Source organism: Sphingobium sp. DC-2, from assembly GCF_000722555.1.
Classification (GTDB): domain Bacteria; phylum Pseudomonadota; class Alphaproteobacteria; order Sphingomonadales; family Sphingomonadaceae; genus Sphingobium; species Sphingobium quisquiliarum.
The window spans coordinates 25,560-52,148 of record NZ_JNAC01000165.1 but is presented as its reverse complement, the minus strand read 5'-3'; the positions used below and the strand labels follow the sequence as shown (position 1 = coordinate 52,148).

The window sequence follows — 26,589 nt, the reverse complement described above, 5'->3', positions numbered from 1 at the left end:
GGCTGACCTTTTCATCCCGCCCGCGCCCCGGCCCCGCATGGTGCTTCGATGACCGCTTCGCTTTTCAGCCGCGACGCGCCCCGGCCGCTTGCGGAAACCCTGCGCCCCGCCGCCATCGCCGAGGTCATCGGCCAGGAACATCTCCTGTCGCCCGAAGGACCGCTCGGCCGGATGCTTCAAAACAGGCGGCTGTCCTCCTTCATCCTCTGGGGTCCTCCGGGCGTGGGCAAGACGACGATCGCCCGCCTGATCGCGGCGGAGGCGGGATATGAGTTCATTCAGCTATCCGCCGTATCCACCGGCATCGCCGACCTGCGCAAGGCGATCGCCACCGCGTCGGCGCTGCGCGACAGCAGCGGACGCCCCACCGCCGTCTTCATCGACGAGCTTCATCGCTTTTCCCGCCCGGTGCAGGACGCGATGCTCCCCGCTATCGAGGACGGCACCTTCGTCCTGATCGGCGCGACCACGGAAAATCCCAGTTTCAGCCTCGTATCCGCCCTCCTGTCGCGCGCGAAGGTCCTCACCCTCGACCGGCTGGGCACCGGCGACCTTGCCAAGGTGATCGAACGGGCGGAGCGTCATTTCGGCAAGCCCCTGCCACTCACGCCCGGCGCGCGGGATGCGCTGATCGCCATGGCCGATGGCGACGCCCGCTATCTTCTGGGCCTGTGCGAAGAATTGATGAGCCTTCCGCCAGACGCCCCCCTCGGCACCGATCAGCTCGCATCCGTGATCCAGTCCCGCGCGCCGCTCTACGACAAGGGCAAGGAAGAACATTTCAACCTGCTCAGCTGCTTCCACAAGAGCCTGCGCGGCAGCGACGTGGACGCGGCGCTTTATTGGGCGGCGCGGATGCTGACGGGCGGCGAGGACCCGGCGGTCATCTTCCGCAGGCTCGCCTGCGCCGCGTCGGAGGATGTCGGCATGGCCGATCCGCAAGCCATGGTGCAGGTGATCACCGCCTGGCAGGCGTTCGAGCGGGTGGGCCTGCCCGAAGGACGGCTGTTCCTGGCGCAGGCCATCAACTATGTCGCGACCGCGCCCAAGTCCAACGCCTCCTATCTGGCGCTCGACCGCGCGATGGACCTTGCCCGCCGCACCGGCTCCCTGCCGCCACCCAAGCATATATTGAACGCCCCGACGGCCCTGATGAAAGACCTGGGCTACCATGCCGGCTATCAATATGACCATGATCAGCCGGACGCCTTTTCCGGCCAGGAATTCTATCCCGAACAGATAGCCGCCGCTCACCCCGAACCGCTCTACGCTCCCAATGAGCGCGGCTTTGAGCGGGACATCAGGAAACGCCTCGCCTACTGGTCCGCCAGGCGCAAATCAGGCCGCTAGGGCACTGCCGCGCGCGCCAATATCTTGCGCGCCTGGGCGAGGTGCGGCGCATCGATCATCCTGCCGTCTATCTTCAGCACGCCCGCATCGGGAGCAGCCGCGAACGCCTCCACGACCCGGCGCGCGAAGGCGACCTCCGCCTCGCTGGGCGTAAAGGCGGCGTTGATGACCGGCACCTGTGCCGGGTGCAAAGCCAGCATGCCGGTAAAGCCGTCATAGCTCCCCCGCGCGGCATAGCCCTTGAGCCCCGCCAGATCCCCGATCGCCGGATAGACCGTCTCGATCGCGGCGACACCCGCCGCATGCGCCCCGAACAGGGCAAGCCCGCGCACCATCTCGAAGGGCGCGGTGAAGGCCCCGTCTTCCCTCCGGCTCGACACCGCGCCGATCGCGGCGGACAGGTCCTCCGCGCCCCAGCTCAATCCGCACAGCCGCTCCGCAACACTGCCAAAGCTGCCCAACGCAAACAGAGCCTGCGGGGTTTCCGTCGCAATCGGCAGGATGGGCAGGCCAGCATCGATATGCCCCGCCAATGCCTCCACCGTCGCAGCGCCCTGCGCCTTGGGCAGCACGATGCCGTCCGCCCCGGCGATACAGCCAAGATCGGCCTGCCAATATGCCCCATCGACAGGATTGATCCGCACGAACCTGCGCACGGCGGCAGAGCCTGTCAGATAAGCCGCGACCGCATCCCGCGCCCGGTCCTTGGCGGAAGCCGCCACCGAATCCTCCAGGTCGAGGATGATGGCGTCCGCCCCGCTCGCCTCCGCCTTGGCGAAGCGTTCGGGCCGGTCGCCGGGCACGAACAGCAGCGATCGCAACCTCATGCCTCGCCTCCCTTGATCAGCGCCATGCGCAGGCACTGGCACACGATCTCGTCCCGCTGGTTCAACATGCGGTGGGAAAAGGTGACGATGCCCGCGCCCGGACGGGACTTGCTCGCCCGCATGTCCACCACCTCCGTTTCGGCGCGCAAGGTATCGCCCAGAAATACCGGCCTCGGCATCACCAGCCGGTCATAGCCCAGATTGGCGATCAGCGTCCCCAGCGTCGTGTCCCCCACCGACAGGCCGATCATCAGCGCGAAGGTGAAGGTGCCGTTGACCAGGATCTGGCCGAACTCGCTCGCCCTCGCCGCTTCGGCATCGATATGCAGCGGCTGCGGATTATGCGTCATGGTGGAAAAAAGCAGATTGTCGGTTTCGGTCACCGTGCGGCGTATGTCATGGACGATGGTCTGGCCGACCGCCCATTGGCCGAAATATCTTCCCGCCATCAATCCTCCTGCGCCTTCATGATCCTCGCCAGCAGCGCGCCTTCGCTGACCTGCCCCCCCTCCATAGTGTCCAGTTCGGCAACCGTGCCATCAAAGGGCGCGACGAGGCTATGCTCCATCTTCATGGCTTCCAGCGTGAGCAGCTTCTGCCCCTTCGCCACCTTGTCCCCGGCGGCAACGGACAGGGCGATGATGCGGCCGGGCATGGGCGAAAGGATCGCGCCATCCGACGCTTCGCCACTCCCTGAGCCGCCAGCACGCCAGGGGGTCAAAAGCCAGCTTTGCCCCGCCTCGGCAACGATCGTGCTGTGAAGCATCTCGCGATCGGCCGACGCCCCCAGCGCGACCGTCACGGGCGATCCGTCCAGCAGGAACCAGCCATCCCGCCGCGGCTCCGCATTCAGCCGGAACCCCGCCAGAGGCCCCGGCGCGGCCAGCCTTGCCGCCGCCGCCTCCAGCACGGCGCAGGACGGCATCGCCGCAGGCAGCAGCGCCTCGCCCTCACGCCCGATCAACCCCGTATCGATCCGCCCTTGGGCGAAATCCGGGTGCCGCAACGCCTTCACCAGAAAAGCGGCATTGGTCTTGAGCGGCCATATCACCGTCTGCTCCAGCGTCTCCGCCAGCCTCTCCCGCGCGGAGTCCCGGTCCGCCCCCCAGGCGATCAGCTTGGCGATCATCGGATCATAGAAGGGGGAAATCTCCGCCCCCTGCTCCACCCCCGTATCGGTGCGATAAGAAGGGCCGATGTCGAACCGCTCCAGCCTCCCGGTCGAAGGCAGGAAGCCCCTGGCCGGGTCCTCCGCATAAAGCCGCGCCTCCATGGCCCAGCCGTTGATCGACAGTTCATGCTGCGCCTTGGGCAGCGGCTCGCCCGCCGCCACGCGCAATTGCCATTCCACCAGATCCTGCCCGGTAATCTCCTCCGTCACCGGATGCTCGACCTGCAAGCGGGTGTTCATCTCCATGAACCAGATGCGATCCGCCCGCAGCCCTTCCGATCCATCCGCGATGAACTCGATCGTCCCCGCGCCCACATAATCCACGGCCTGCGCCGCCCGCACCGCAGCCTGACAGATCGCCGCGCGCGTCCCTTCGTCCATGCCCGGCGCGGGCGCTTCCTCTATGACCTTCTGGTGCCGCCGCTGGAGCGAGCAGTCGCGTTCGAACAGGTGAACGGCGTTGCCATGACTGTCGCCGAAGACCTGCACCTCGATATGGCGCGGGTTCGTCACCCATTTTTCCAGCAGCACCTGATCATTCCCGAAGGACGAAGCCGCCTCGCGCTGGCAGGACAGCAGCGCGTCAGCGAAACCGGCAGCGCTCTCGACTTTGCGCATCCCCTTGCCGCCGCCGCCCGCGACCGCCTTGATCAGCACGGGATAGCCGATCGCATCGGCTTCCGCCTTCAACCGTTCGGGGCTTTGATCCTCGCCCAGATAGCCGGGCGTCACCGGCACCCCGGCCTGCTGCATCAGCGTCTTGGCTGCATCCTTCAAACCCATGGCGGTGATGCTCGCCGGACTGGGCCCGACCCAGATCAGGCCAGCATCGATCACCGCCTGCGCGAACTCCGCATTCTCCGACAGGAACCCATAGCCCGGATGAACGGCCTGCGCCCCCGTCTCCCTCGCCGCCGCGATGATGCGATCGCCCAGCAAATAGCTTTCGCGTACCGGCGACGGCCCGATATGCACCGCTTCGTCGGCCGACCGGACATGCAGAGCGTTGGCGTCGGCGTCCGAATAGACCGCGATGGTGCGAATGCCCATCCGCCGCGCAGTGCGGATGATGCGGCAGGCAATCTCGCCCCGATTGGCGATGAGCAGGGACTGGATCATCGGCATCACATCCGAAACAGGCCGAAGGACGGGCGATCGGCGACAGGCGCGTTCAGCGCGGCGCCAAAGGCCAGGCCCAGCACGTCGCGGGTCTGCACCGGATCGATCACCCCGTCGTCCCACAGGCGGGCCGTCGCATGATAGGGATTGCCCTCTTCCTCATATTTCCGGCGGATCGGCTCCTTGAACGCCTCCGCCTCCTCCGCCGTCCATGCCGCCGCATCGCGATGCACCGTCGCCAGCACGCTTGCCGCCTGCTCGCCGCCCATCACCGATATGCGGCTGTTGGGCCAGGTGAACAGGAAACGCGGCCCATAGGCCCGGCCGCACATGCCATAATTGCCCGCGCCAAAGCTGCCGCCGATCAGCAGCGTGATCTTGGGTACGCTGGCGGTGGCGACCGCCGTCACCAGCTTCGCGCCGTGCTTGGCGATGCCCTCCGCCTCATATTTGCCGCCGACCATGAAGCCGGAGATATTCTGTAGGAACAGCAACGGTATGCGCCGCTGGCAGGCCAGTTCGATGAAATGCGCGCCCTTGACCGCGCTTTCGCTGAACAGCACGCCGTTATTCGCCAGGATCGCGACCGGCATGCCCCAGATATGGGCGAAACCACAGACCAGCGTGGTTCCATAAAGCGCCTTGAACTCGTGAAAGGCGCTGTCATCGACGATCCGGGCGATCACTTCCCGCACGTCATAGGGCGCGCGCACATCCTGCGGCACGATGCCGTACAGTTCCTGCGCATCATATTTGGGCGGGGTAGGTTCGCGCAGGTTCAGGTCGATCGCAGGCGCGGGTTGCAGCGTGGATATGATGTCCCGCACGATGCTGATCGCATGCTCGTCATTTTCCGCGACATGGTCCACCACGCCCGACTTGCGCCCGTGCAGGTCGCCGCCGCCCAGATCCTCGGCGCTGATGACCTCGCCCGTCGCTGCCTGCACCAGCGGCGGCCCGGCCAGGAAGATCGTGCCCTGGTTGCGCACGATCACCGTTTCGTCCGACATGGCGGGCATATAGGCGCCGCCAGCCGTGCAACTCCCCATGACGCAGGCGATCTGCGCTATGCCGCGCGCTGACATCTGCGCCTGATTGTAGAATATGCGGCCGAAATGATCGCGGTCGGGAAACACATCGGCCTGATTGGGCAGGTTGGCCCCGCCGCTATCGACCAGATAGACGCAGGGCAGCCGGTTTTCGATCGCGATCTCCTGCGCCCGCAGATGCTTCTTGACCGTCATCGGATAATAGGTGCCGCCCTTCACCGTCGCGTCGTTGCAGACGATCATGACCTGCCGCCCCTCCACCCGGCCGATGCCGGTTATCAGCCCCGCGCCCGGCACTTCGTCATCATACATGCCGTTCGCGGCAAGCTGGCCGACCTCCAGAAAGGGGCTGCCGGGGTCCAGCAGCCGCTCCACCCGCTCGCGCGGCAGCAGCTTGCCGCGCCCCACATGCTTCTCGCGTGCCCTCGCCGGGCCGCCCGTCGCCGCGGCGGCCACCTTCGCCCGCAATTCCCCGGCCAGCGCGCGGTTATGCGCTGCATTGGCGCGGAACGCCTCCGCCTGTGGCGACAGCTTCGTGTCGAGAACGGGCCCGCTCATGCGCCTACCAGCTCCCGGCCGATCAGCATGCGGCGTATCTCATTGGTGCCAGCGCCGATGTCCAGCAGCTTGGCGTCGCGCATATAGCGCTCCACGGGCCAGTCCCTGGTATAGCCAGCGCCGCCCAGCGCCTGCACGGCCTCCAGCGATACGCGCACCGCATTCTCGCTCGCCAGCAATATCGCCCCCGCCGCGTCGAAACGCGTCGTCCTGCCCGCGTCGCATGCCCGCGCCACCGCATAGACATAGGCGCGCGCTGAATTGAGCGCGACATACATATCCGCGACTTTCGCCTGCATCAGTTGGAATGCCCCGACCGGCTTTCCGAATTGGCGGCGCTCCCGCACATAGGGCAGCACCGTGTCGAGGCAGGCCTGCATGATGCCAAGCTGGATGCCCGCCAGCACGGTGCGCTCATAATCGAGGCCGGACATCAGCACGGCCGCCCCGCCGTTCAGCGGCCCCATCACATTGTCCTCCGGCACCTCGCAATCATCGAACACCAGTTCGGCGGTAGGCGATCCGCGCATCCCCACCTTGTCGATCTTCTGCCCGATGGAAAAACCCTTATACTGCTTTTCGATCAGGAAGGCGGTGATGCCCTTCGATCCCTCGCCGGTCCTGGCATAGACCACCAGCGTGTCGGCATAGGGCGCATTGGTGATCCAGAACTTCGTCCCGTTCAGGATGTAGCGATCGCCCTTCTTCTCCGCTTTCAGCTTCATCGACATGACGTCGGACCCAGCGCCTGCTTCGGACATGGCAAGGCTGCCGACATGCTCGCCTGAAATCAGCTTGGGCAGGTAGAGCGCCTTCTGCTCATCATTGGCCCAGCGGCGGATCTGGTTGACGCACAGGTTCGAATGCGCGCCATAGCTAAGGCCGATCGAAGCGGATGCGCGAGCCACCTCCTCCTGCGCCACCACATGCTCCAGATATCCCAGCCCCAGCCCGCCATCCTCCTGCGGAACGGTGATACCATGCAGCCCCAGCTCGCCCATGGCGGGCCACAGTTCCTGGCGGGGGAACCAGTCCTCCGCATCGATCCGGGCAGCGATCGGCGCGATCCGCTCCGTCGCAAAGCGCCGCGCCGCGTCCTGGATCATCCGGGCGTCCTCGCCCAGCGCGAAATCGAAATCCGGCGTCATGGCCTCTCCTGATCCTGTTCTGGTCCTCAGCTTTATGCCGATCCCCGGCTTGGCACACCAATCCCTGGCCCTGGCACAACGATCCCCGGCTTCCGCATGCCCAGCCACGGCCCCAGCATGCCTATCCCCGATCCCGGCATGCCTATCCCTGATCCTGGCATGCCTGGCTTTGGCAGGCTGATCCCTGGGCCCAGCATGCAGATCCCGCCTTTGGCATGCCAATCCTCACCTTGCATGCCGATCTCAGCCTTTGGCCCTTCTACCACCGGAAGCAGCCGCCGGAAAATTGACCGGACGCCCATCATATCATAGACGCCATCTATGATTGAACGCTATCTGATCCGCTATTTCCTGGCCGTGGTCGATCATGGCAACTTCTCTCGCGCAGCGCTGCAATGTGATATTTCACAACCTACTTTGTCCGCCGGAATCGCCAAGCTGGAAGCGCAAATCGGCCATCTGATGTTCCACCGCACCAACCGCCGCGTCGAACTCACGCCAGCAGGCACCCGCTTCGCAATCCACGCCCGCCGCATAGAAGCGGAGTTTGCCCGCGCCCAAAACGCCATGGCGGAAAGCGACAGCAGCAAGCTCATTCGCCTGGGCATCATATCGACATTGCCCTCCGCCTGGATCGAGGACGCCGCACGCCAGGCCTGCCGGGTGGAAGGCGAGAAGCTGGAAATCGTCGAGGGCCGCATGCGCGAACTGCTGCCCCGCCTGGAACGCGGCCGGATCGACGCCGTGATCGGCGTTCTGGGCAATGACCCGCGCGGGCGGGACGTCCTGTTCGAGGAAGGCTATGCCCTCGCCATGTCAGACAGTCATCCGCTCGCCAGCCGCGGCATGCTGGAAGCGGAGGATGTCGCGGCCATGGACATGATCGTCCGCCGCAATTGCGAGGCGCTTCCCATGGTCAGCCGCTTCTTCACCCAACGCGGCGTGCGCCCTTTCTTCGCCGCGCGGACAGTCAATGACGACCGCACGATCGCCTTTCTCCGCGCGGGATTGGGCATCACCGTCATGCCGCGCTGCTTCGCGCAGCCCGGCGTCGCCATGCCCGCCCTTGCAGGGTTCGACCAACAGCGAAAGATCGGAACCTTGATCGATCCGGCCGCCGCCGCGCGGGTCGAGGACAGCATATCGCTCTCCCAATTCTGCAGGGTTCTGCGTGAAAAGGCCACCGGATCATGACCCCGCGCTTCGCCCGCTATGCCGCGATCGACTGGTCCGGGGCTAAAGGCGTCCGGCACAAGGGCATCGCCCTCGCCCTCTGCGAAACGGGAACGGCCGTGCCCATGCTCGTGCATCCCCCGGACGGAAGCCTATGGTCGCGCAGGGCTGTAGCGGAATGGCTCGTTGCGTCCGCTGCGGAAGCGCCGACGCTCTTTGGCTTCGATTTCAGCTTCGCCCCGCCCTTCGTCACTCGCGCTTCCTACCTGCCCGGCGATCCGGTTCCCGCCAATGCGCCTGATTTCTGGGCCTATGTCGATGCGATCTGCGAGGATGCCGATCTTGGCGCGGCAAGCCTGCTGGAACAGACTCACAGGCGGCATTTTTACTTCGGCAAGGCCGATGGACCGAAGGCCAACTTCATGCACAATCGCGCCTGCGAAGCGCATTACAATGCGGGCGGCGGAGGCAAGCCTTCCACCGTTTACGACGCCATCGGAGCGGCTCAGGTCGCGAAGGCAAGCTTTGCAGGCATGCGGATGCTGCATCATGTGCGCCCCCACATTCCCGTCTGGCCGTTCGACCCCGCACCGTTATCAGGGTCGCTGATCGTGGAAATCTACACCAGCATCGCGGCAAAAGCGGCAGGCCGTCCAAAGGGCCGCACGAAGATGCGTGACCTCACCGCTTTGAATGACGCCCTGTCCACGCTCGGCTCCGCATCCCATACAGGCTTGCCGCCGGACGATCATGGCGCGGACGCTTTGGTCACAGCCGCATGGTTGCGCAATGCCGCTCGCCATCCCGCCCTGTGGAGCCCCGCGCCCCTTACGCCGCAAATTGCCCGAACGGAGGGCTGGACGTTCGGCGTCATCTGATAGTAAGGCGCTTCCCCGTCCGGAATGGACATGCCGGCTTAGCACAGTGGTAGTGCAGCGGTTTTGTAAACCGAAGGCCGGGGGTTCGAATCCCTCAGCCGGCACCATATCCCGACAAGAACCCTCCGAATTGCCGTGTCATCCCTCGGCAGCAAGGGCGTATCAACCTGCGCTGACGCGGGCCTTGCCCCGCAGCTTTGGGACAATCTTCATTTGACCGACGGTTTCCATGAGCAGATGGCGGCTCCCCGCGCAACTCCGCGCCCGGCGGATCTGCAACGCCTCGCCCCTCTTGCGCTAATGTTCGCTGCCCTCAACGCTCTTGCGCTGTTTCTTTACTGGCGTGCGGCTTTTGCGGGGGAGAAATGGGCGGTCCCCAATGACGCCCGCCAGTTTTTGAGTTGGACCGCGCGCATCTCTGACCCAGGCGCGATGCAAGGCAACGTCCTCGCGGATTACTGGCAACAGACGGCACCCCTATTCTATCGCGCGTTGCTCTATGCTTCACATGCAGTCGGCATCGAACCGCTCGTGATGATGAAGTCGCTCGGCCTCATCGTCCTGCCAGCCAGCGCCTATTTCGCCTGGCGGCTGGCGAGCGCCTTTACGGCGGACCCCTTTGCCCGCTTCCTGGCCTCTTCCTGCGTCATTGGGGCTATATTGCATATCGATGCGGTGTTTTCTGGAACGCCGCGCGCGATCGCGGTGCCGCTGATACTGATGACCCTCTATGCCATCGCGTCCGAACGCCGCATTCTGGCCGTGACCGGCCTGTTGCTGCAAGCCGTAGTCTATCCTGCCCCGGCGATAACGTGCCTCGCAATCTATGCACTCGACATGCTGAGGTGGAATCCACCCTTCACTCTGGCATGGGACGCGCGGCGTGTCACAGTGCTGGTGCTGACGACACTTGCAGTCGTCACGGCCGGGCTGATCTTCAAGGAAGGGCTGGCTGGATGGGGCCCCGCACTGCGGCTCGACGAAGCCCTGCATATATACAGCATGACGGATTTTGGCGGGCGCAGCACGATCGTCGGAGCGGACGGCAGCGTTGCGTGGCTATGTTCGCGCCGGATCGGCTTCCTGCCCGCCATCTTGAATTGCAGGGGGAATGACGATCCCCGGCTGCTGCTGAACTTCGCGGTGACGATCGCGCCGATGATCGCACTCGCCATCGCCTACCAGAAACGCGCAAAACAAGGCAGGTTAGCTTCTGGCGCGAAGGCCTGGCGCTTCTTTCTCTATACCTTGGTGGCAGCGCTGCTATGCTACATTTTCGCGGCGTCGGTCGCCTTTTCGGTACATCTTCCCTCACGCTATAGCCAGCCGGTGCTTGCGATCATGGGAATGCTGGCCTTGGGGCTATGCATGGCAGGGCTGTTGAAGCGGGCGCTGGCAGGATCTTTTCGCGTGCCCGGCATCATCCTTGCCATGGTTCTGGCATTGGGGCTCATCGCCACCTTTGCAACGCCGCAGACAACGATCGTTTCCCCCCGCAACGGTGACCTGATTGCCTTGATATCGGCAACTCCTCGCACCACTCATGTTGCAGGCATCGAACAGGATCTCGATTTCGTGCCCCTACTCACGTCACGCGCGCTGTTGGCAAGCACGGAGCATGACATCCCCTATCACCGGCGATATCATCAGTTGAACCAGGCCGGGCTGCGCGCGTCGATGCGGATGGCGGCGCTTGATGGCAGTCCCGCTTTTCGGCGCCTGCTCAAGCGCCACGACACGGACCTCCTGATATTCGACCGCGCTTTTCTCAGCACGGGTATTCTGCCGCAAAAATACCGGCACACCATGCCTCCGCCGCACAGAATCAAGCCTTCCATCGGAAAGCTCCAGACCATCCGCACATTCGGTTGCCGGGTCGTGGAGACGCGCCGATGGATCGCGATCTTCACTGGCTGCTTCCGGCAAGGCAGCCGATCGGCCAAGTTCCCGCGCTTCCTTGCCTGACATCGGCAAGCCCCAGAATGCAAAATGGGGGCCGGCATCTCTGCCGGTCCCCACTTCCGTCGTGTCTCTCGATCCGCTTCCCTTGCAGGATGCGATCATCTGACGCGGCGTGCGATGCTTCTGCCTTGAAGGCGTCCGCATGCTTGTGGCCTGACACGTCTGATCCTTGGATCATATTGCCTCAGCCTGTCCTTTTCATTCGAAGCCCGACGTTCACTTTCGCGCGTACCCGGCATCGTTTGATCTAGGACCATCCAGTTCATGTTCGACCGTGACGATCCAACATTTTCCAGATGCTCGGGACGACCCTTCAACCGCTGATTTCTCACCGATTTGCAGATGCGGATTTCTCCGTCTCGGCGTTCGTTCCGATAAGAAGATGGTCTCACCAAAGGCGAGTCGCTCAAAGCGGAATCTGACTTTTCAAAGTCAACGCAGGGCTAAATCTGTGGATAGATGTGGATAAATTTTGCGACGGCCGCCAGCCTCGTTCACCGGCCCATATGCATGAAGTCGCGATCATAGCTGCGCAGGTGCGCGCCCCCGTCTATATAGAGGGTCTGCCCTGTCACCGCGCGCGCTTGGGCCAAATAGAGGACAGCATCCGCGATTTGCTCGGCCGACGGCAGGCTGTGAAGGGGCATCATCGATTGAAGCCGTTCCATCTGCACTTCGTCATAATCGGGCGTGGCGATGGTAAGCCCCGGCGCGACGGCGTTTACCCGGATGTGCGGAGCCAGAGTTGAAGCGGAAAGCCGCGTCAGTCCCGACAAGGCCATTTTCGAAAGCGTATAGGCCAGTTGATCACCGTGCGGATGGTCAATGCGCTGATCGAGTATGTTAATGATGCAGCGATCCCCCACACCCGCCGGTATCGTCGCAAAGGCTTTCGTCAGCAGGGCGGGCGCAGCGCAGTTGACGGCATAATGACGCGTCAGATCGTCCGCGGTGACGCTATCCAGCCTGTCCTGCCCGAACAGCGCCGCACTGTTCACCAATATGTCCGGTGGCCGCCCGAACCGCTCGGCCACATTGGCCACCAGTTCTTCGGCATTTTCCAGATCAGCGAAATCGGCCGTGAACCCTTCCCATTCCGTGCCGTTCTCCTCCAGCGCCAGCGCGAGAGGCGAGTCGAGCCGCGTATCATGGCTCCCGTGTATGGCAAGGGAATAGCCCGCCCGCGCAAAGCCCGCCGCTATGACGCCGCCCAGCCTGCGATGACCACCCGTGACCAGCGCAAGGCGCTTGTTCGCCAGGGGCAATGATCCCGCCTCGGCAGATCGTTCGCGGCCGCCGCTCAGGGGCCGGTAGGAAGGCGCTTCTTCACTGCTCACGCGCTGATAAGCTTCAACACTTCTTCACGGCTTTTTTCATCGTCGCGGAACACGCCCAGCATGCGGCTGGTCTTCATCAGCACATTGGGGGTGCGCACGCCGCGACCGGTCATGCAGCCATGGGTCGCTTCGATGACCACGGCTACGCCCTGTGGCTTCAAATGCTCCCAGATGCAGTTAGCGACCTCCGACGTCAGACGCTCCTGCACTTGCAGCCTGTTGGCAAAGGCGTGCAGCACGCGAGCGAGCTTGGAGATGCCGACCACATATTTGCCCGGCAGATAAGCGATGTGCGCACGGCCGATGATCGGGGCCATATGATGTTCGCAGTGCGACTGGAACGGAATGTCCTTCAACAGGACGACATCGTCATAGCCGCCGACTTCGTGGAATATGCGCGACAGATGATAAGCCGGATCGTCATTATAGCCGCGGCAATATTCGCGCCACGCCCGCGCGACGCGCTCTGGCGTTTCCAGCAGGCCTTCACGATCAGGCTGATCGCCCGACCAGCGGATCAACGTGCGGATTGCCTCCGCCACATCGGCGGGCACGGGTTCCTTGATCGCTTCGCCTACAGCCTCTGCGTCGGGATCATAATCCATCAAGCTGCCACTCCTGTTCTTCGCCCACGCATATGGCGGCTCTACCCTGCGATGGCCACCCCTTTCCCGCTCTGGACACATTATCGGCCGGGTGGCACATCGGCATCGACCAAGGAAGACCGTCCATTGAACGAGCCCACAACGTCCTCTTCCGCCTTCCCGCGTAGTCTATTCCGCTAGATGCGGACGGATCAGATCGCCGCCGTGCTGCTGGCAGCGGGCGCTTCTTCCCGGTTCGGCGAGGGCGACAAACTAATGGCTGATCTATACGGCAAGCCGGTGATTGCGCATACGCTGGAAACGGTGGCGTCGCTGGCTTTTGGCGAGTTGATCGCCGTCGTCCGCCCGGCCGGGCAGGCGCCGGTCATTCATCGCAAGCTGGAAAGGCGCGGCTATACGATTCTGGTGAATGAGCGGCCGGAAGACGGCCTGTCGGCGAGCATCGTCAAGGCAGTGGAGCATGTGATGCCGCTGCGGAAATATCGCGGCATCCTGATCTGCCTTGCCGACATGCCGCGCGTGCCGCAATCCCATTACAACCGCATCTGCATGGCCGCGCGGGATGTGAGGTCCGTTGTTGCCAGCAGCGATGGTTTTTCGTCCTCTCCGCCCGCCTTCATCGGCCGCAGCCACTTTCCCGAACTGCTCAGCCTGCGGGGGGACCAGGGCGCTCGCGCATTGCTGAGCCATGGCGTGCAGGTGGAGACGCATGGGAGCTATCTGCGCGACATCGATACGCCCGAAGACATGAGCGAAATATAGAGAAAAGCGCGTCAGCTAGACCGGGTCGGATCGGTCATGGGGTCGGCCAGTTCGCGGGGATCAGGCGTCCGGCCCAAGGGCAGGGAGCCGGTCTGCCGTTCGATCATGCGGTGAACGACCGGCGGATTAGGGCCGATGTGCAATCGCCGTATTTCTTCTGAATTGGCGAGGTCGGCCATGGTCCGGCGGCTGTTGTGGCGGACATAGTCCAGCCAGGTGGAGACATGATAGCGTTCGAGCCACAGTTCCGGGTCGCCAAGGTCCCTCAGCAAGGACCAGCCATGCGCGCCGTCGCGGCGGCGAATCCTCCTGCGCTCGTTCATCGCCGCAAGGAACGGCACGACCGACCCTGCGGGAATGCGATATTCTATGGTCACGACCACCGGCCCGCTCCGCCCTTCGACCGGCACGGCGGTCTGCGGTTCCCGCCAGTGATTTTGCAGGTCCAGATTGTCTTCGCCCGTTTGCGGCAAGGGGCGGAAAAAGCCGATCAGGGCGACGGCGATCTGCGAGGCGGCGGCGATGTAGAGCGCGGCGGCGACGCCATGATGTTCCGCCAGCCAGCCAAACAGCCATGCACCCATGGCCATGCCGCCGAACGCCGACATCTGATAAAGCGCGACCGCGCGCGCCAGCACCCAGCGGGGAGCCGACATCTGGACGGAGATGTTGAAGGTGGCGAGCGCAGCGACCCACCCCGCCCCGCCCAGCAGCAGACCCGCAAAGGCGAACACGAGAAGGCTGGACGAAGCGGCGATCGCCATCCCCAGGCCCAGCAGCACCGACGCGGCCCGGACGATAGTTTCGATGCGGAAACGACTTCTGAGACGGCTGGTGGAAAGCGCCCCGAGTACCGCGCCCATGCCGAAGCCGCCGCTCAAAGTGCCAAAGGTCATCGCGCCGCCATGCAGAAGATCGCGCGCGATCAGCGGCATCAACGCGGATATGGCGCTGGCGCCCACCCCGAAAGCGCCGCTCCGCAACAGGACGGTCTGGATTTTCGGCGACATGGAAACATAGCGCACGCCAGCCCGCATGGCGTCGCCCAGCCGCTCGCGCGGCAAGGGGTGCGGCGGGCGGTCGGGCCGCCAGCGCAACAGGACAATGACAAGTGCGATGTAGCTGAGCGCATTGGTCAGAAACGCCGCCGCCGCGCCTGCCGCAGCCACGATGACGCCGCCAAGCCCCGGCCCCACGCTGCGAGCCAGATTGAAACCCATGCTGTTCAGGGACACGGCGCTGGGCAAGGCGGCCCTTGGCACCATGTCGCCGACCGAAGCCTGCCAAGCCGGGCCGTTGATGGCCGTCGCGCAACCGACCGCGAAGGTGAAGGCCAGCAGGCTCCAAGGCGTCAGGATGCCCGCCCAGGCGGACAGGGCCAGCAAGGCCGACACGAGCAGCATGAAGATCTGGCAGCAGAGCATCACCAGCCGCCGGTCGAGATTGTCGGCCACGGCCCCCGCCCACAGGGACAGCAGCATGATCGGCAAGGTGGTCGACGCGGGCACCAGCGCGATCAGTTGCGGAGAAGCGGAGAGCGAGGTCATCATCCATGCCGCGCCCACCGACTGGATCAGCCCGCCAAAGTTGGACGCAAGGCTGGCGAACCAGACCGCGCGGAAAACCGGGATGGAAAAGGGCGAAGGCGCCTTAAGGGAATCGGCCTCTGACACGCGGTGAATGATCAAGCGGATTTGGCGTCAGCCGTCAAATCAGCGGAATAGACGCTTGCGCTTTACGTAAACGTAAATACATCTGTGGCCCTGGCCGGCAGCCTTGGCGTTTACCGGCGGAGAGGAAATGATAGCGATGGAAGCCTTTATCTACGATGCCGTCAGGACGCCCCGCGGACGCGGCAAGCCCGATGGATCGCTGCACGAAATCACGCCCATCCAACTGGCGACCCAGGTTCTGCAAGCCGTGCGCGACAGGACCGGCATCGACACCGGCGATGTCGATGACGTGATCCTGGGCTGCGTCAGCCCGGTCGGGGAGCAAGGCGCGGACATCGCGCGGCTGGCGGCGTTGAACGCGGACTACGCCCAGACGGTCCCCGGCGTGCAGATCAATCGCTTTTGCGCATCGGGGCTGGAAGCGGTGAACATGGCGGCCGCGAAGGTCTATTCGGGCGAAGCCGGCCTTGCCATCGGCGGCGGGGTCGAATCGATGAGCCGGGTTCCCATGGCGTCGGACGGCGGCGCATGGGCGATGGACCCGGCGGTCGCCTATAAAAGCTATTTCGCGCCGCAGGGCATCGGCGCGGACGTGATCGCGACCAAGTTCGGCATCAGCCGCGACGATGCGGACGCCTATGCGGTGGAAAGCCAGCGCCGCGCCAAGATCGCATGGGACGAGGGAAGGTTTGCAAGGTCGATCGTGCCGGTGAAGGACGTCATCGGCCAGGTAGTTCTGGACCATGACGAACATATGCGCCCCGACGCCACAATGCAGTCGCTGGGCGCGCTGAAACCCAGCTTCGCCGCGCTGGGCGAAGACATGCCGGGCTTTGATACGGTGGCGCTGCTCCGCTACCCCGAACTGGAGCGGGTCAACCATATCCACCATGCGGGCAACAGTTCGGGGATCGTGGACGGCGCGGCCGCCGTGCTGGTCGGCAACAAGGATATGGGCGAGAAATATGGGTTGAAGCCGCGCGCGCGCATCAGGGCCATGGCCTCCATCGGTTCCGAACCGCTGATCATGCTGACCGGCCCGGAATATGTCGCGGGCAAGCTGCTGGACCGCGCGGGGATGAGCAAGGGCGACATCGACCTTTGGGAACTCAACGAAGCCTTCGCCAGCGTGGTGCTGCGCTACATGCAGGCGATGGACCTGGATCATGGCCAGATCAACGTGAATGGCGGCGCGATCGCCATGGGTCACCCGCTGGGTGCGACCGGCGCGATGGTGCTGGGCACGGCGCTGGACGAACTGGAGCGGACCGGCAAGGGCACGGCGCTGGTCAACCTGTGCGTCGGCGCGGGCATGGGCACCGGAATCATCATCGAGAGGATCTGACGCGCTCCGTCCGGGCCCGGCCCGTCGAGACGCTTCACGATCCTGAAGACAAGAACAGCCCTTCGACAATGTCAGGGCGAACCGAGTTGAGAGGCAGCATCACCATGCAGACCATCGATTTCGACGTAGATGCGGACGGCATCGCCACCCTGACCATCGATGTGCCGGGACAGTCGATGAACGTCATCGGACCGGAGTTTCTGGCCGACCTGGACGAGGCGGTCACGCGGATCGCTTCGGATGAGGCGGTGAAGGGCGCGGTCATAGCATCGGGCAAGGAAGCCGGATTCATGGCGGGCCTGGACCTCAAATATTTCGGGTCGATGCTGGCGAGCGAGAGCGGCAAGCGCCATGCCCCAGCCGAGATTTTCGACAAGGTCTTCATCCTCAACCGGTTGCTCCGCCGCCTTGAAACCTGCGGCAAGCCAGTGGCCTGCGCGATCGAGGGCACCTGTGTCGGCGGCGGATTCGAACTGGCGCTTGCCTGTCATCACCGCGTCGCGGGCGACAGTTCCAGGACGCAGATGGGCCTGCCCGAAATCCTGATCGGCCTGTTTCCGGGCGGCGGCGGGTCGCAGCGGCTGCCCCGGATCATCGGGGTTCAGGCGGCGCTGCTCTATATGTTGCAGGGCAAGCTGTTCCGGCCGGCCGAAGCGGCGATGATGAAGGTGGTGGACGAAGTCGTGCCGCAGGGAACGGCGGTCGCGGCGGCGATCCAGTGGGTAAAGGCCAACCCGTCCGCCAGCGTTCAGCCATGGGATCAGAAAGGTTTCAAATTCCCCGGCGGCGCGGGCGGATTCAATCCGGCTTTCGTGCAGACGATGGCGGGGGCGTTGCCCATGACGCTGAAACAGACGCAGCGGAACATGAATGCGCCCATCGCGCTGCTGTCGGCCGTGTATGAAGGGGCGATCCTGCCGTTCGACCGCGCGATCCGCATAGAGAGCAAATATTTCGCCAAGGTCGCCGCCGATCCTCAGGCCGCCAACATGATCCGCAGCCTGTTCGTCAACAAGCAGGCGGCCGAACGCGGCGCGAGGCGGCCTGCCGATCAGCCCAAGGCGCCGACGAGGAAGCTGGCCATGCTGGGCGCGGGCATGATGGGCGCGGGCATCGCCACCGTTGCAGCGCAGGCGGGCATGGAGGTCATCCTGTTCGACCGCGACCTGAGCTTTGCCGAAAAGGGCAAGGCGCATGTCGAGGAGCAGCTCAAAAAGAGGCTGGGCAAGGGGATGACGCCTGAAAAAATGGCGGAAACGCTCGCCCGCGTGACCCCGGCCACTGACTATGCCGCGCTCGCGGGAGCGGACTTCGTGATCGAGGCCGTGTTCGAGGATGCCGCCATCAAGGCCGAGGTCACGAAGAAGGTGGAGGAGGTTCTGGGGCCGGACGTCATCTTCGGGTCGAACACCTCCACCTTGCCCATCACCAAGCTGGCCAGGGCATGGAGCAAGCCAGCCAATTTCATCGGCATCCACTTCTTCTCGCCCGTGGAGAAAATGCCGCTGGTCGAGATCATATTGGGCAAGGAAACGGGCCCGGCGGCTATCGCCAAGGCGATGGATTTCGTGGCGCAGATCAAGAAGACGCCCATCGTCGTCAATGATTCGCGCGGCTTCTACACCTCACGCTGTTTCGGCACCTATGTGCAGGAGGGGGTGGAGATGGTCGCGGAGGGGATCAACCCCGCTCTGATCGAAAATGCCGGGCGGCAGCTTGGGATGCCCGTGGGCCCGCTGGCGGTGGGCGACGAAGTGTCGATCGAGCTTGGCCACAAGGTCGTGCTGGCGGCGCAGAAGGATCTGGGCGACGCCTATGTCGCCCAGCCGTCCGATGCGGTTATGGCGCGCATGGTGGAACTGGGCAGGCTGGGGCGGAAAAGCGGCAAGGGATGGTATGACTATCCCGAAGGCGGCAAGAAGCATCTGTGGACCGGGCTGGAGGAGATGTTCCCCCGCGCGCCCGTCCAGCCCGATGTCGAGGAGGTGAAGGAGCGGCTGCTCTACCGCCAACTGGTCGAATGCGCGCGCTGCTATGAGGAAGGCGTGCTGGAGACGCCGGAGGACGGCGATATCGGCGCGATCTTCGGCTGGGGTTTCGCGGCCTGGACTGGCGGGCCGTTCAGCCACATGGACACGCTGGGCATCGGCCCTGTCGTCGCCGTGCTGGAGCGGCTTGCGGCGCGGCATGGGGAGCGTTTCGCGCCAACGGTGCAGTTGCAGGACATGGCGGCGAGCGGCGCGACCTTCTATGACGCCGGGCGTGTGCAGGCGGCGGCTTGAGGCATGTCATCGGACAGCGGCGCGTCTCTCGCCCAACTCCTTTCATCTCGCGGTGCAGCATGAACGGGGTGGGATTTCCGGCGCCGCTGGGCTAGTCGTCGGGCAGCGGCTGCCGCCATGGTATCCGCCACCGACTTAGCTGGAGAGATTCCCTTTATGAGCGACAAGCCGACGGTTCTGGTCACGGGGGGCGCCGGTTACATCGGCAGCCATGCGGTTCTGGCGCTGCGCGATGCGGGCTATGGCGTGGTGGTGATCGACAATCTGGTGACGGGATTCCGCTGGGCGGTGCCGGAGGACGTGGCTTTCGTCGAGGGCGACATTGCCGACCAGCCGCTGGTGCAGCAGACGCTGCGCGACCATGGCGTGAAGGCGGTGATGCACTTTGCCGGATCGGTCGTGGTGCCGGAATCGGTCGAAAACCCGCTCAAATATTATCACAACAACAGCGCCAAGACTCGCGACCTGATCGAAAGCGTCGTCGCCACAGGGGTGCCGCACTTCATCTTTTCCTCGACCGCCGCGACCTATGGCATCCCGGAGGAAAGCCCGGTCAAGGAAAGCACGCCGCAGCGGCCGATCAACCCCTATGGCATGTCGAAGCTGATGACCGAATATATGCTGCGCGACGTGGCGGCGGCGCATCCGATGAATTTCTGCGCGCTACGCTACTTCAACGTCGCCGGTGCCGACCCGGACGGCCGGTCGGGCCAGTCGACGGCGGGCGCGACGCACCTCATCAAGGTGGCGGTCGAGGCGGCGCTTGGGAAGCGCGAGGGCGTTTCAGTGTTTGGCACGGATTTCGACACGCCCGATGGCACCGGCGTGCGCGATTATATTCACGTCACGGACCTGGCGGCGGCGCATGTCCTGGCGCTCGCCGCCCTGATGGCGGCGCCGGACAAGAATTATCTGCTCAACTGCGGATATGGGCGCGGCTTTTCCGTGCTTGAGGTGCTGGATGCCGTCGACCGGGTGACCAACCTCAAGATCGAACGCCGCATGGAAGGGCGGCGCGCGGGCGACCCTGATTCGCTCATTTCCGACAATCGCGCGATCATGGCGGAATTTCCCTGGCAGCCGCGCTATGCCGATCTGGACCAGATCGTGACCCATGCGCTCGCCTGGGAACGCAAGCTGAGCGAGATTCGCGGCGAATGAGCGAAGAGACGGTTCGCGCCTTCTTTTCCACTCATGCGCCTGACGTGCCGGTCATCGATCAGGGCGTCAGCACGGCCACGGTCGCGGAAGCGGCCGAAGCGCTGGGCGTCATCCCCGCCCGCATCGCCAAGACATTGTCCCTGCGGATCGGCGACGAGGTCGCGCTGGTCGTGGCGCGGGGAGACGCCCGGCTGAACAATGGCAAGGCGAAGGCGGCGCTGGGCGCGAAGCCGCGCATGCTGGACCGCGAGGAGGTGGAGGAACTGACCGGCCACCCGGTAGGGGGTGTCTGCCCCTTCGGCCTCGCCACACCCCTGCCCGTCTATTGCGACATATCCTTGCGCGATTTCGACACGGTGTTTCCCGCTGCCGGATCGCGCACCACCTCCGTCGAGTTGAGGCCGGAAAGGCTTGCCGAACTGACCGGTGCGAAATGGATCGACATCTGCACCCTTCCCGAAGAGAGTTGAACCATGCCTACCGAACATCGCTTCGTCGACAGCGCGCTGGCGGCAGCGGACATCGCGCGGCGGATCGCCGTCTTGCTGGAAGACGCCATAGCGGCGCGCGGCGTGGCCACGATCGCCCTGTCTGGCGGCCGGTCGCCCCGGCCGGTGCTGGAGGCTTTGTCGCAGGCCAGGCTGGAGTGGGCCAAGGTCATCGTCACCCTGGTCGATGAACGCTGGGTAGAGCCGGATCATGCGGACAGCAACGAACGGCTGATCCGCGAAACGCTGCTTCGGGGAGAAGCGGCCAAGGCGCGGTTCGTGGGCATGAAGAATGACGCCGCTGACGCCTATGCCGGGCAACCCGCCTGCGAAGCCGCCTTCGCGCAATTGCCATGGCCGATCGACATCATAGCGCTGGGCATGGGCGAAGACGGGCATACCGCCTCTCTCTTCCCGGAGGCGAAGGAGTTGGCCGAAGGGATTTCGACGGAGGCGCTGACGCTCGCGGTCACGCCGCCCGCCGCGCCGCACCAGCGCATGTCGATGAGCGCACGGGCGATATTGTCCAGCCGCCATATCTTCCTGCAAATCAGCGGAGCGGCTAAGATCGCCATTTACGATCGCGCACTGGCTGGCGGACCGGTCGAGGAACTGCCGATCCGCCTTGCGCTGAACCAGCAGAGCGTATCGGTCGAGGTCTGGATCAGCGAGTAGCGGTCAAGATGGTTGCGGGCCGGCACCTCCGCGCCTAGGCAAGCTGCATGGTTGCGCAGATCGATCCCTTTCACGCCATTGCCATCAGCCGCGAAGCCCATCGGTTGGAGGCGGAAGGCCGATCGATCCTGCACATGGAGTTCGGCCAGCCGTCGACAGGCGCGCCCGCCGCCGCCATTGCCGAAGCGCATCGCGTGCTGGACAGGGACCCCATGGGCTATTGGGAAAGTCCCGCGCTCAAGGAACGGATCGCACGCCATTATCGCGAGCGGCACGGCGTGACGGTCGAGGCGGAGCAGATCCTGCTCACCTGCGGGGCATCGCCGGGGCTGGTCCTGGCGCTCAACAGCCTTTTCATGCCCGGCGACCGGGTGGTCATCGCCCGCCCCGGCTATGTCGCCTATCGCAACACGATCAAAGCCCTGTACCTTGAGCCGGAGGAGGTCGCCTGCGGCCCGGCGGAACGATACCAGATCAGCGCCGATGCGCTGGCGGCGATCGATCCCGCGCCACAAGGGCTGATCGTTGCCAGTCCGGCAAACCCGACCGGCACCATCATTCCGCCCGAAGAGATGGCGCGCATCGCCGGCCTGTGCGCGCAGCGCGGGATCAGGATCGTATCGGACGAAATCTATCACGGCCTGTCCTATGGCGCGCCTGCCCGCAGCATGTTGGAATATGCGCCCGGCGCGGTGGTGGTGAACAGCTTTTCCAAATATTTTTCCATGGCGGGATGGCGGCTGGGCTGGGTCGTGGTGCCGCATGACCTGGTGGAAACAGCGCGGGCGCGGATGGGGAACCTGTTCCTGATGCCCCCTTCCCTCGCGCAACATGCGGGCTTGAAAGCGTTCGACGCCCGCGACGAACTTGACGGCCATGTCGCCACCTACAGGCGCAATCGCGAACTGCTGCTGGCGGCCTTGCCAGCACTGGGCCTGCGGGAAATCGCGCCGCCTGACGGCGCCTTCTACATTTATGCCGATGTGGGCCACCTGACCGGCGACAGCCTGGCTTTCTGCCGGAAGCTGCTTCATGACACCGGCGTGGCGACTGCGCCGGGGGTCGACTTCGACCCGGATGAGGGGCGGCGGCATATAAGGTTCAGCTTCGCCGTGTCCACGGCCCAGGTGCAAGATGCAATCAGCCGGATGATTCCCTGGTTCAAGACGCAGGCGGCGCACGTCACCGCCTGATCTCTCAATAATGGATGAATTGGTCCGATATGGATGGACCGGCCGATTTTCGTGGATCGGTCACATTTTTTCTGTAGGTCCGGCGATGCGACCCGAGGCTTTTACCTGGTAAAAGCTCACCTGACCCGATGGCTTCGGCCATCGGGTTTTTATTGGCGCCAAGGTCCATGCCGCCATCAATTATTTCAGGCGATGACAAGAAGCCAGTTTCAAGGTTCGATCTGAACTCCTGCCTTCGCAGGAGCAGATTGCGCTTTGGTGCGGGCGGTCGGAATCGAACCGACACTCCTTTCGGAACCGGATTTTGAGTCCGGCGCGTCTACCAGTTTCACCACGCCCGCGTGCCTGGATATTCGCGCCAAATGGCAAAATAGAGCCGCATCGTCCAGACAAAAATCAGGCCGGGATGCGATCGCTCCGCCATCTGCCGTTGCGTCCCCGCCCTACGGCTTATAGCCTCCTTGCGTAACGAAACTTCGCCGGTATATGGGCGGTTTCGTGCAGACATGACCAACTCCAACGGAAAAGGGCATCCTTTGACCGATCCGTCTGCCACCTTCCTGCTGTTCGGCGCCACGGGCGACCTGGCGCACCGCATGATCTTTCCCTCGCTCTACAATCTTCTGGCGGACGGGCTGTTGCCGGACGACTTCCTGATCGTGGCGTCGGGGCGGACAGAGATGGACGATGCCGCCTTTCGCAAGGACATCGATCAGGCCCTGCGGAAATTCGTCGGCGCCGATCGCTATGATGCCGAGGTCGCGGGCAAGCTGTGCGGCATGATCGTCTATCAGCCGGTGGAAACAGGCAATGCCGGGCAGTTCAGGAAGCTGGCGGAACGGCTGGACGGACGCGCCGAACGGGGCCTGACCGTCTATCTTTCCACCCCGCCGTCGCTGTTCGCGCCCACTGCGCAAGGGCTGGCCGATGCGGGGCTGCTGACGCCCACGTCGCGCATCGCCATGGAAAAGCCGATCGGCAAGGACCTCGCTTCATCCAAGCAAGTGAATGACGGCATCGGCGCGCTGGTCGATGAAAGCCAGATTTTCCGCGTCGACCATTATCTGGGTAAGGAAACGGTGCAGAACCTGCTGGCGCTGCGCTTTGGCAATGTGATGTTCGAACCGTTGTGGAACGCCACGGCGATCGATCATGTGCAGATCACCGTCGGGGAAACGGTCGGCCTGGAAGGCCGCGTTTCCTATTATGACGGCGTCGGCGCGCTGCGTGACATGGTGCAGAATCACGTGCTGCAAATCCTGTCGATCATCGCCATGGAGCCCCCCGCCCGCATGGATTCGACCGCCGTGCGCGACGAAAAGGTGAAAGTGCTGCGTTCATTGCGGCCCATGACGGCCGAAACGGTCAAGACCCTGAGCGTGCGCGGTCAATATACGTCCGGGGCCGTGGGCGGAGAGATCGTCGCGGGCTATGCCGATGAGCTGGGGCGGCCATCGGACACGGAAACATTCGTCGCGCTCAAGGCCTTCATCGACAATTGGCGCTGGCAGGGCGTCCCCTTCTACCTGCGCACGGGCAAGCGGATGCCGACGCGTCAGTCGGAAATCCAGATCCAGTTCAAGCCCGTTCGTCATTCCATCTTCGGCCGCGACGGGCGCGGGTCCGGCCTGGAACCCAACAGGCTCATCATCCGCCTTCAGCCGGAGGAATATATCCGCCTGCTGATCATGAGCAAAAGGCCGGGGCTGGAGCGGGACGTTCATCTGGAGGAAGTGACGCTGGACGTGTCGCTGACCGCCGCCTTTGCGGGCCAGCGCCGCCGGATCGCCTATGAACGGCTGATCCTGGACCTGCTCGCGGGCGACCAGACGCTGTTCGTGCGCCGCGACGAGGTGGAAGCGCAGTGGGCCTGGATCGATTCGATCATCGACGGCTGGAAGGCAGCGGGGATGAAGCCCGCTCCCTACGCAGCGGGGAACTGGGGACCGTCCTCGGCCATTGCCCTTATCGAACGAGACGGAGCCAGCTGGCATGACTGACCTTCATCCGGTGATCGCCAAGGTCACCGATCGCATTATCAAACGCAGCGCGCCGCAGCGGCGCAAATATCTCGACCTGATCGAGCGCGGGCGCGACGCGGGCACCAACCGGACGCAGTTGTCCTGCGGCAATCTGGCGCACGGTTTCGCAGCCAGTGGCGAGGACAAGCCGGTGATCCGGTCCGGTCAGGCGATGAATATCGGCATCGTCACCGCCTATAACGACATGCTGTCGGCGCATCAGCCCTATGGCCGCTATCCCGAAGCCATCAAGATCGCCGCGCGCGAAGTCGGCGCGACGGCGCAGGTGGCGGGCGGCGTTCCCGCCATGTGCGACGGCGTGACCCAGGGGCAGGCAGGCATGGACCTGTCGCTCTTTTCCCGCGACACGATCGCGCTGGCGACGGCGGTCGCGCTGTCCCACGCCATGTTCGAAGGCGCGCTGCTGCTGGGCATTTGCGACAAGATCGTGCCGGGACTGCTGATCGGCGCGCTGCGCTTTGGCCATCTGCCAACCATATTGGTGCCCGGCGGGCCGATGCCATCGGGGCTGGCGAACAAGGAAAAGGTGCGCATCCGGCAGCTTTATGCGGAGGGCAAGGTAGGCAGGGAGGAACTGCTTGAGTCGGAAAGCGCGAGCTATCATGGCGCTGGCACCTGCACCTTCTACGGCACCGCCAACAGCAACCAGATGATGATGGAGGTGATGGGCCTGCACATGCCCTGCGCATCCTTCGTCAATCCGGGCACGAAGCTGCGCAGCGAATTGACCCGCGCGGCGGTGCATCGCGTGACGGCGATCGGCTGGGACGGCGACGATTATCGGCCGCTGGGCCATTGCATCGATGAAAAGGCGATCGTCAACGCGATCATCGGCCTGATGGCGACGGGCGGATCGACCAATCACGCCATCCATCTGCCCGCCATCGCCCGTGCAGCGGGCATCACCATCGACTGGACCGATTTCGCGGAGATTTCCGATGTCGTGCCGCTGCTGGCGCGGGTCTATCCCAACGGCGCGGGTGACGTGAACAATTTCCATGCGGCGGGCGGCATGTCCGTGGTGATCCGCGAGTTGCTGGACAATGGCCTGTTGCACCGGGACATATTGACCGTCGCGCGGGACGGGTTGACCGATTACGGCAAGGAGCCGGTGATCGAGGATGAGGCGCTGCAATGGCGCGATGTTCCTGCTTCCCGCGATCTTTCGATCCTGCGCCCCGTTTCCGATCCGTTCAGCCCGGATGGCGGCATGCGCCTGCTCGCGGGCAATCTGGGCCGCTGCGTCATGAAGGTGAGCGCGGTCGATCGCGAACGCTGGACGATCGAAGCCCCCGCCGCGATTTTCCACGATCAGGACGATGTGCTGCGGGCGTTCAAGGCGGGAGAGCTGGAGCGGGACGTGGTGGTCGTCATGCGTTTCCAGGGACCGCGCGCCAACGGCATGCCGGAACTGCATAAGCTGACCCCCGCGCTGGGCGTGTTGCAGGACCGGGGTTTCCGCGTCGCTCTGGTGACGGACGGCCGCATGTCCGGCGCTTCGGGCAAGGTGCCTGCCGCCATCCATCTGTCGCCCGAAGCTCTGGGCGGCGGGCCGATCGCCAGGCTGAAGGATGGAGACATGGTCCGCGTCTGCGCCGAAACCGGCGTGATCGAGGCGCTGGTCGATGCCGCCGAATGGAATGCGCGGGACCTGCCTGCGCCCCCGCCGCCGCCCTACAACACGGGGCGCGAGCTGTTCGCCCTCTTCCGCCATCACAGCGACCTTGCCGAACAGGGCGCGTCACCGATCCTGGCGGCGATGGAAACGGAAATGTGATCGGCGCCGCCACA

General features: G+C 64.3%; 21 protein-coding genes and 2 tRNA genes. 14 read left to right on the top strand and 9 right to left on the bottom strand.

Going from position 1 to position 26,589, the window contains the following annotated elements:
* The first annotated feature begins 48 nt into the window (after positions 1-48).
* A complete protein-coding gene (locus ET21_RS0124190) occupies positions 49-1,350 on the top strand; it encodes a replication-associated recombination protein A (RefSeq protein WP_030541689.1) in 1,302 nt (433 codons plus the stop codon).
* Here ET21_RS0124190 and ET21_RS0124185 read toward each other — a convergent pair.
* Genes ET21_RS0124185 through ET21_RS0124165 form a run of 5 tightly spaced genes read right to left on the bottom strand, consistent with a single transcriptional unit; the run spans position 1,347 to position 7,222 of the window.
* A complete protein-coding gene (locus tag ET21_RS0124185; protein WP_030541688.1) occupies positions 1,347-2,177 on the bottom strand; it encodes a CoA ester lyase in 831 nt (276 codons plus the stop codon). The two genes, ET21_RS0124190 and ET21_RS0124185, sit on opposite strands and share 4 nt — an antisense overlap.
* Positions 2,174-2,626 carry a MaoC family dehydratase gene (locus ET21_RS0124180; protein WP_030541687.1) on the bottom strand — a complete coding sequence of 151 codons (453 nt, stop codon included), beginning with the start codon at positions 2,624-2,626 and terminating at the stop codon, positions 2,174-2,176. The genes ET21_RS0124185 and ET21_RS0124180 overlap by 4 nt, the downstream gene beginning before the upstream one ends.
* A complete protein-coding gene (locus tag ET21_RS0124175; protein WP_030541686.1) occupies positions 2,626-4,467 on the bottom strand; it encodes an acetyl/propionyl/methylcrotonyl-CoA carboxylase subunit alpha in 1,842 nt (613 codons plus the stop codon). The genes ET21_RS0124180 and ET21_RS0124175 overlap by 1 nt, the downstream gene beginning before the upstream one ends.
* A 5-nt stretch (positions 4,468-4,472) precedes the next feature.
* On the bottom strand, positions 4,473-6,074 hold the full coding sequence (locus ET21_RS0124170; RefSeq protein WP_030541685.1) for a carboxyl transferase domain-containing protein: 1,602 nt from the start codon (positions 6,072-6,074) through the stop codon (positions 4,473-4,475).
* Positions 6,071-7,222: an acyl-CoA dehydrogenase family protein gene (locus ET21_RS0124165; RefSeq protein WP_030541684.1), complete on the bottom strand. Its 1,152-nt coding sequence runs from the start codon at positions 7,220-7,222 to the stop codon at positions 6,071-6,073. Before ET21_RS0124165 ends, ET21_RS0124170 begins: the two co-directional genes overlap by 4 nt.
* A 321-nt stretch (positions 7,223-7,543) precedes the next feature.
* On the opposite strand from ET21_RS0124165, the gene ET21_RS0124160 reads away from it, so the two are divergent.
* From ET21_RS0124160 to ET21_RS0124145, 4 genes are all read left to right on the top strand, one after another.
* Positions 7,544-8,416, top strand: a complete 873-nt coding sequence (locus ET21_RS0124160) for a LysR family transcriptional regulator (RefSeq protein WP_030541683.1) — start codon at positions 7,544-7,546, stop codon at positions 8,414-8,416.
* Entirely contained in the window at positions 8,413-9,273 is an 861-nt protein-coding gene (locus ET21_RS0124155; protein ID WP_030541682.1) for a hypothetical protein, read from the top strand. Before ET21_RS0124160 ends, ET21_RS0124155 begins: the two co-directional genes overlap by 4 nt.
* 32 nt (positions 9,274-9,305) lie before the next feature.
* A tRNA-Thr gene (locus tag ET21_RS0124150) sits at positions 9,306-9,380 on the top strand.
* 325 nt (positions 9,381-9,705) lie between these two features.
* Positions 9,706-11,238 carry a hypothetical protein gene (locus ET21_RS0124145; protein WP_162180728.1) on the top strand — a complete coding sequence of 511 codons (1,533 nt, stop codon included), beginning with the start codon at positions 9,706-9,708 and terminating at the stop codon, positions 11,236-11,238.
* A gap of 491 nt (positions 11,239-11,729) precedes the next feature.
* Here ET21_RS0124145 and ET21_RS0124140 read toward each other — a convergent pair whose 3' ends face one another.
* Positions 11,730-12,572: an SDR family oxidoreductase gene (locus tag ET21_RS0124140; protein ID WP_030541680.1), complete on the bottom strand. Its 843-nt coding sequence runs from the start codon at positions 12,570-12,572 to the stop codon at positions 11,730-11,732.
* On the bottom strand, positions 12,569-13,177 hold the full coding sequence (gene folE / locus ET21_RS0124135; protein WP_021237938.1) for a GTP cyclohydrolase I FolE: 609 nt from the start codon (positions 13,175-13,177) through the stop codon (positions 12,569-12,571). Before folE ends, ET21_RS0124140 begins: the two co-directional genes overlap by 4 nt.
* A 180-nt stretch (positions 13,178-13,357) precedes the next feature.
* Between folE and ET21_RS0124130 the strand changes: the two genes are divergently transcribed.
* Positions 13,358-13,939 carry a nucleotidyltransferase family protein gene (locus ET21_RS0124130; RefSeq protein ID WP_021237937.1) on the top strand — a complete coding sequence of 194 codons (582 nt, stop codon included), beginning with the start codon at positions 13,358-13,360 and terminating at the stop codon, positions 13,937-13,939.
* A gap of 11 nt (positions 13,940-13,950) precedes the next feature.
* On the opposite strand, the gene ET21_RS0124125 is transcribed toward ET21_RS0124130, so the two are convergent.
* Positions 13,951-15,612: an MFS transporter gene (locus ET21_RS0124125; protein WP_030541679.1), complete on the bottom strand. Its 1,662-nt coding sequence runs from the start codon at positions 15,610-15,612 to the stop codon at positions 13,951-13,953.
* Positions 15,613-15,748: 136 nt separating this feature from the next.
* On the opposite strand from ET21_RS0124125, the gene ET21_RS0124120 reads away from it, so the two are divergent.
* The 6 genes from ET21_RS0124120 to ET21_RS0124095 all read left to right on the top strand — a co-directional run bounded on the left by ET21_RS0124120 (position 15,749) and on the right by ET21_RS0124095 (position 22,756).
* Positions 15,749-16,957: an acetyl-CoA C-acetyltransferase gene (locus ET21_RS0124120; protein WP_030541678.1), complete on the top strand. Its 1,209-nt coding sequence runs from the start codon at positions 15,749-15,751 to the stop codon at positions 16,955-16,957.
* Between the two features lie 104 nt (positions 16,958-17,061).
* The gene (locus ET21_RS0124115) at positions 17,062-19,239 is read left to right on the top strand and encodes a 3-hydroxyacyl-CoA dehydrogenase NAD-binding domain-containing protein (protein WP_030541677.1); all 2,178 of its coding nucleotides are present in this window, start codon (positions 17,062-17,064) and stop codon (positions 19,237-19,239) included.
* Positions 19,240-19,395: 156 nt separating this feature from the next.
* A complete protein-coding gene (galE, locus tag ET21_RS0124110; protein ID WP_030541676.1) occupies positions 19,396-20,400 on the top strand; it encodes a UDP-glucose 4-epimerase GalE in 1,005 nt (334 codons plus the stop codon).
* A complete protein-coding gene (locus ET21_RS0124105) occupies positions 20,397-20,870 on the top strand; it encodes a YbaK/EbsC family protein (protein ID WP_030541675.1) in 474 nt (157 codons plus the stop codon). The genes galE and ET21_RS0124105 overlap by 4 nt, the downstream gene beginning before the upstream one ends.
* Positions 20,871-20,873: 3 nt before the next feature.
* Positions 20,874-21,563: a 6-phosphogluconolactonase gene (gene pgl / locus ET21_RS0124100; RefSeq protein WP_030541674.1), complete on the top strand. Its 690-nt coding sequence runs from the start codon at positions 20,874-20,876 to the stop codon at positions 21,561-21,563.
* 47 nt (positions 21,564-21,610) lie between these two features.
* Positions 21,611-22,756 (top strand): aminotransferase class I/II-fold pyridoxal phosphate-dependent enzyme, encoded by a 1,146-nt coding sequence (locus tag ET21_RS0124095; protein WP_030541673.1) that lies wholly within the window; start codon positions 21,611-21,613, stop codon positions 22,754-22,756.
* A 256-nt stretch (positions 22,757-23,012) separates the two neighbouring features.
* On the opposite strand, the gene ET21_RS0124090 is transcribed toward ET21_RS0124095, so the two are convergent.
* Positions 23,013-23,097, bottom strand: a tRNA-Leu gene (locus tag ET21_RS0124090).
* 195 nt (positions 23,098-23,292) lie between these two features.
* Between ET21_RS0124090 and zwf the strand changes: the two genes are divergently transcribed.
* Both zwf and edd read left to right on the top strand, forming a co-directional pair.
* Positions 23,293-24,756, top strand: coding sequence for a glucose-6-phosphate dehydrogenase (gene zwf, locus ET21_RS0124080; RefSeq protein WP_030541672.1), 1,464 nt, complete (start codon positions 23,293-23,295; stop codon positions 24,754-24,756).
* The gene (gene edd / locus ET21_RS0124075; RefSeq protein WP_030541671.1) at positions 24,749-26,575 is read left to right on the top strand and encodes a phosphogluconate dehydratase; all 1,827 of its coding nucleotides are present in this window, start codon (positions 24,749-24,751) and stop codon (positions 26,573-26,575) included. Before zwf ends, edd begins: the two co-directional genes overlap by 8 nt.
* Positions 26,576-26,589: the final 14 nt, after the last annotated feature.

What these genes read in the sequence shown, in the direction of transcription:
- ET21_RS0124185 (WP_030541688.1), bottom strand. Translation starts at nt 2,177, where the DNA reads ATGAGGTTGCGATCGCTGCTGTTCGTGCCCGGCGACCGGCCCGAACGC.
- ET21_RS0124155 (WP_030541682.1), top strand. Translation starts at nt 8,413, where the DNA reads ATGACCCCGCGCTTCGCCCGCTATGCCGCGATCGACTGGTCCGGGGCT.
- folE (WP_021237938.1), bottom strand. Translation starts at nt 13,177, where the DNA reads ATGGATTATGATCCCGACGCAGAGGCTGTAGGCGAAGCGATCAAGGAA.
- ET21_RS0124160 (WP_030541683.1), top strand. Translation starts at nt 7,544, where the DNA reads ATGATTGAACGCTATCTGATCCGCTATTTCCTGGCCGTGGTCGATCAT.
- ET21_RS0124175 (WP_030541686.1), bottom strand. Translation starts at nt 4,467, where the DNA reads ATGATCCAGTCCCTGCTCATCGCCAATCGGGGCGAGATTGCCTGCCGC.
- ET21_RS0124145 (WP_162180728.1), top strand. Translation starts at nt 9,706, where the DNA reads ATGCAAGGCAACGTCCTCGCGGATTACTGGCAACAGACGGCACCCCTA.
- ET21_RS0124120 (WP_030541678.1), top strand. Translation starts at nt 15,749, where the DNA reads ATGGAAGCCTTTATCTACGATGCCGTCAGGACGCCCCGCGGACGCGGC.
- ET21_RS0124170 (WP_030541685.1), bottom strand. Translation starts at nt 6,074, where the DNA reads ATGAGCGGGCCCGTTCTCGACACGAAGCTGTCGCCACAGGCGGAGGCG.
- ET21_RS0124190 (WP_030541689.1), top strand. Translation starts at nt 49, where the DNA reads ATGACCGCTTCGCTTTTCAGCCGCGACGCGCCCCGGCCGCTTGCGGAA.
- ET21_RS0124095 (WP_030541673.1), top strand. Translation starts at nt 21,611, where the DNA reads ATGGTTGCGCAGATCGATCCCTTTCACGCCATTGCCATCAGCCGCGAA.
- ET21_RS0124180 (WP_030541687.1), bottom strand. Translation starts at nt 2,626, where the DNA reads ATGGCGGGAAGATATTTCGGCCAATGGGCGGTCGGCCAGACCATCGTC.
- ET21_RS0124165 (WP_030541684.1), bottom strand. Translation starts at nt 7,222, where the DNA reads ATGACGCCGGATTTCGATTTCGCGCTGGGCGAGGACGCCCGGATGATC.
- pgl (WP_030541674.1), top strand. Translation starts at nt 20,874, where the DNA reads ATGCCTACCGAACATCGCTTCGTCGACAGCGCGCTGGCGGCAGCGGAC.
- ET21_RS0124105 (WP_030541675.1), top strand. Translation starts at nt 20,397, where the DNA reads ATGAGCGAAGAGACGGTTCGCGCCTTCTTTTCCACTCATGCGCCTGAC.
- ET21_RS0124130 (WP_021237937.1), top strand. Translation starts at nt 13,358, where the DNA reads ATGCGGACGGATCAGATCGCCGCCGTGCTGCTGGCAGCGGGCGCTTCT.
- edd (WP_030541671.1), top strand. Translation starts at nt 24,749, where the DNA reads ATGACTGACCTTCATCCGGTGATCGCCAAGGTCACCGATCGCATTATC.
- ET21_RS0124115 (WP_030541677.1), top strand. Translation starts at nt 17,062, where the DNA reads ATGCAGACCATCGATTTCGACGTAGATGCGGACGGCATCGCCACCCTG.
- galE (WP_030541676.1), top strand. Translation starts at nt 19,396, where the DNA reads ATGAGCGACAAGCCGACGGTTCTGGTCACGGGGGGCGCCGGTTACATC.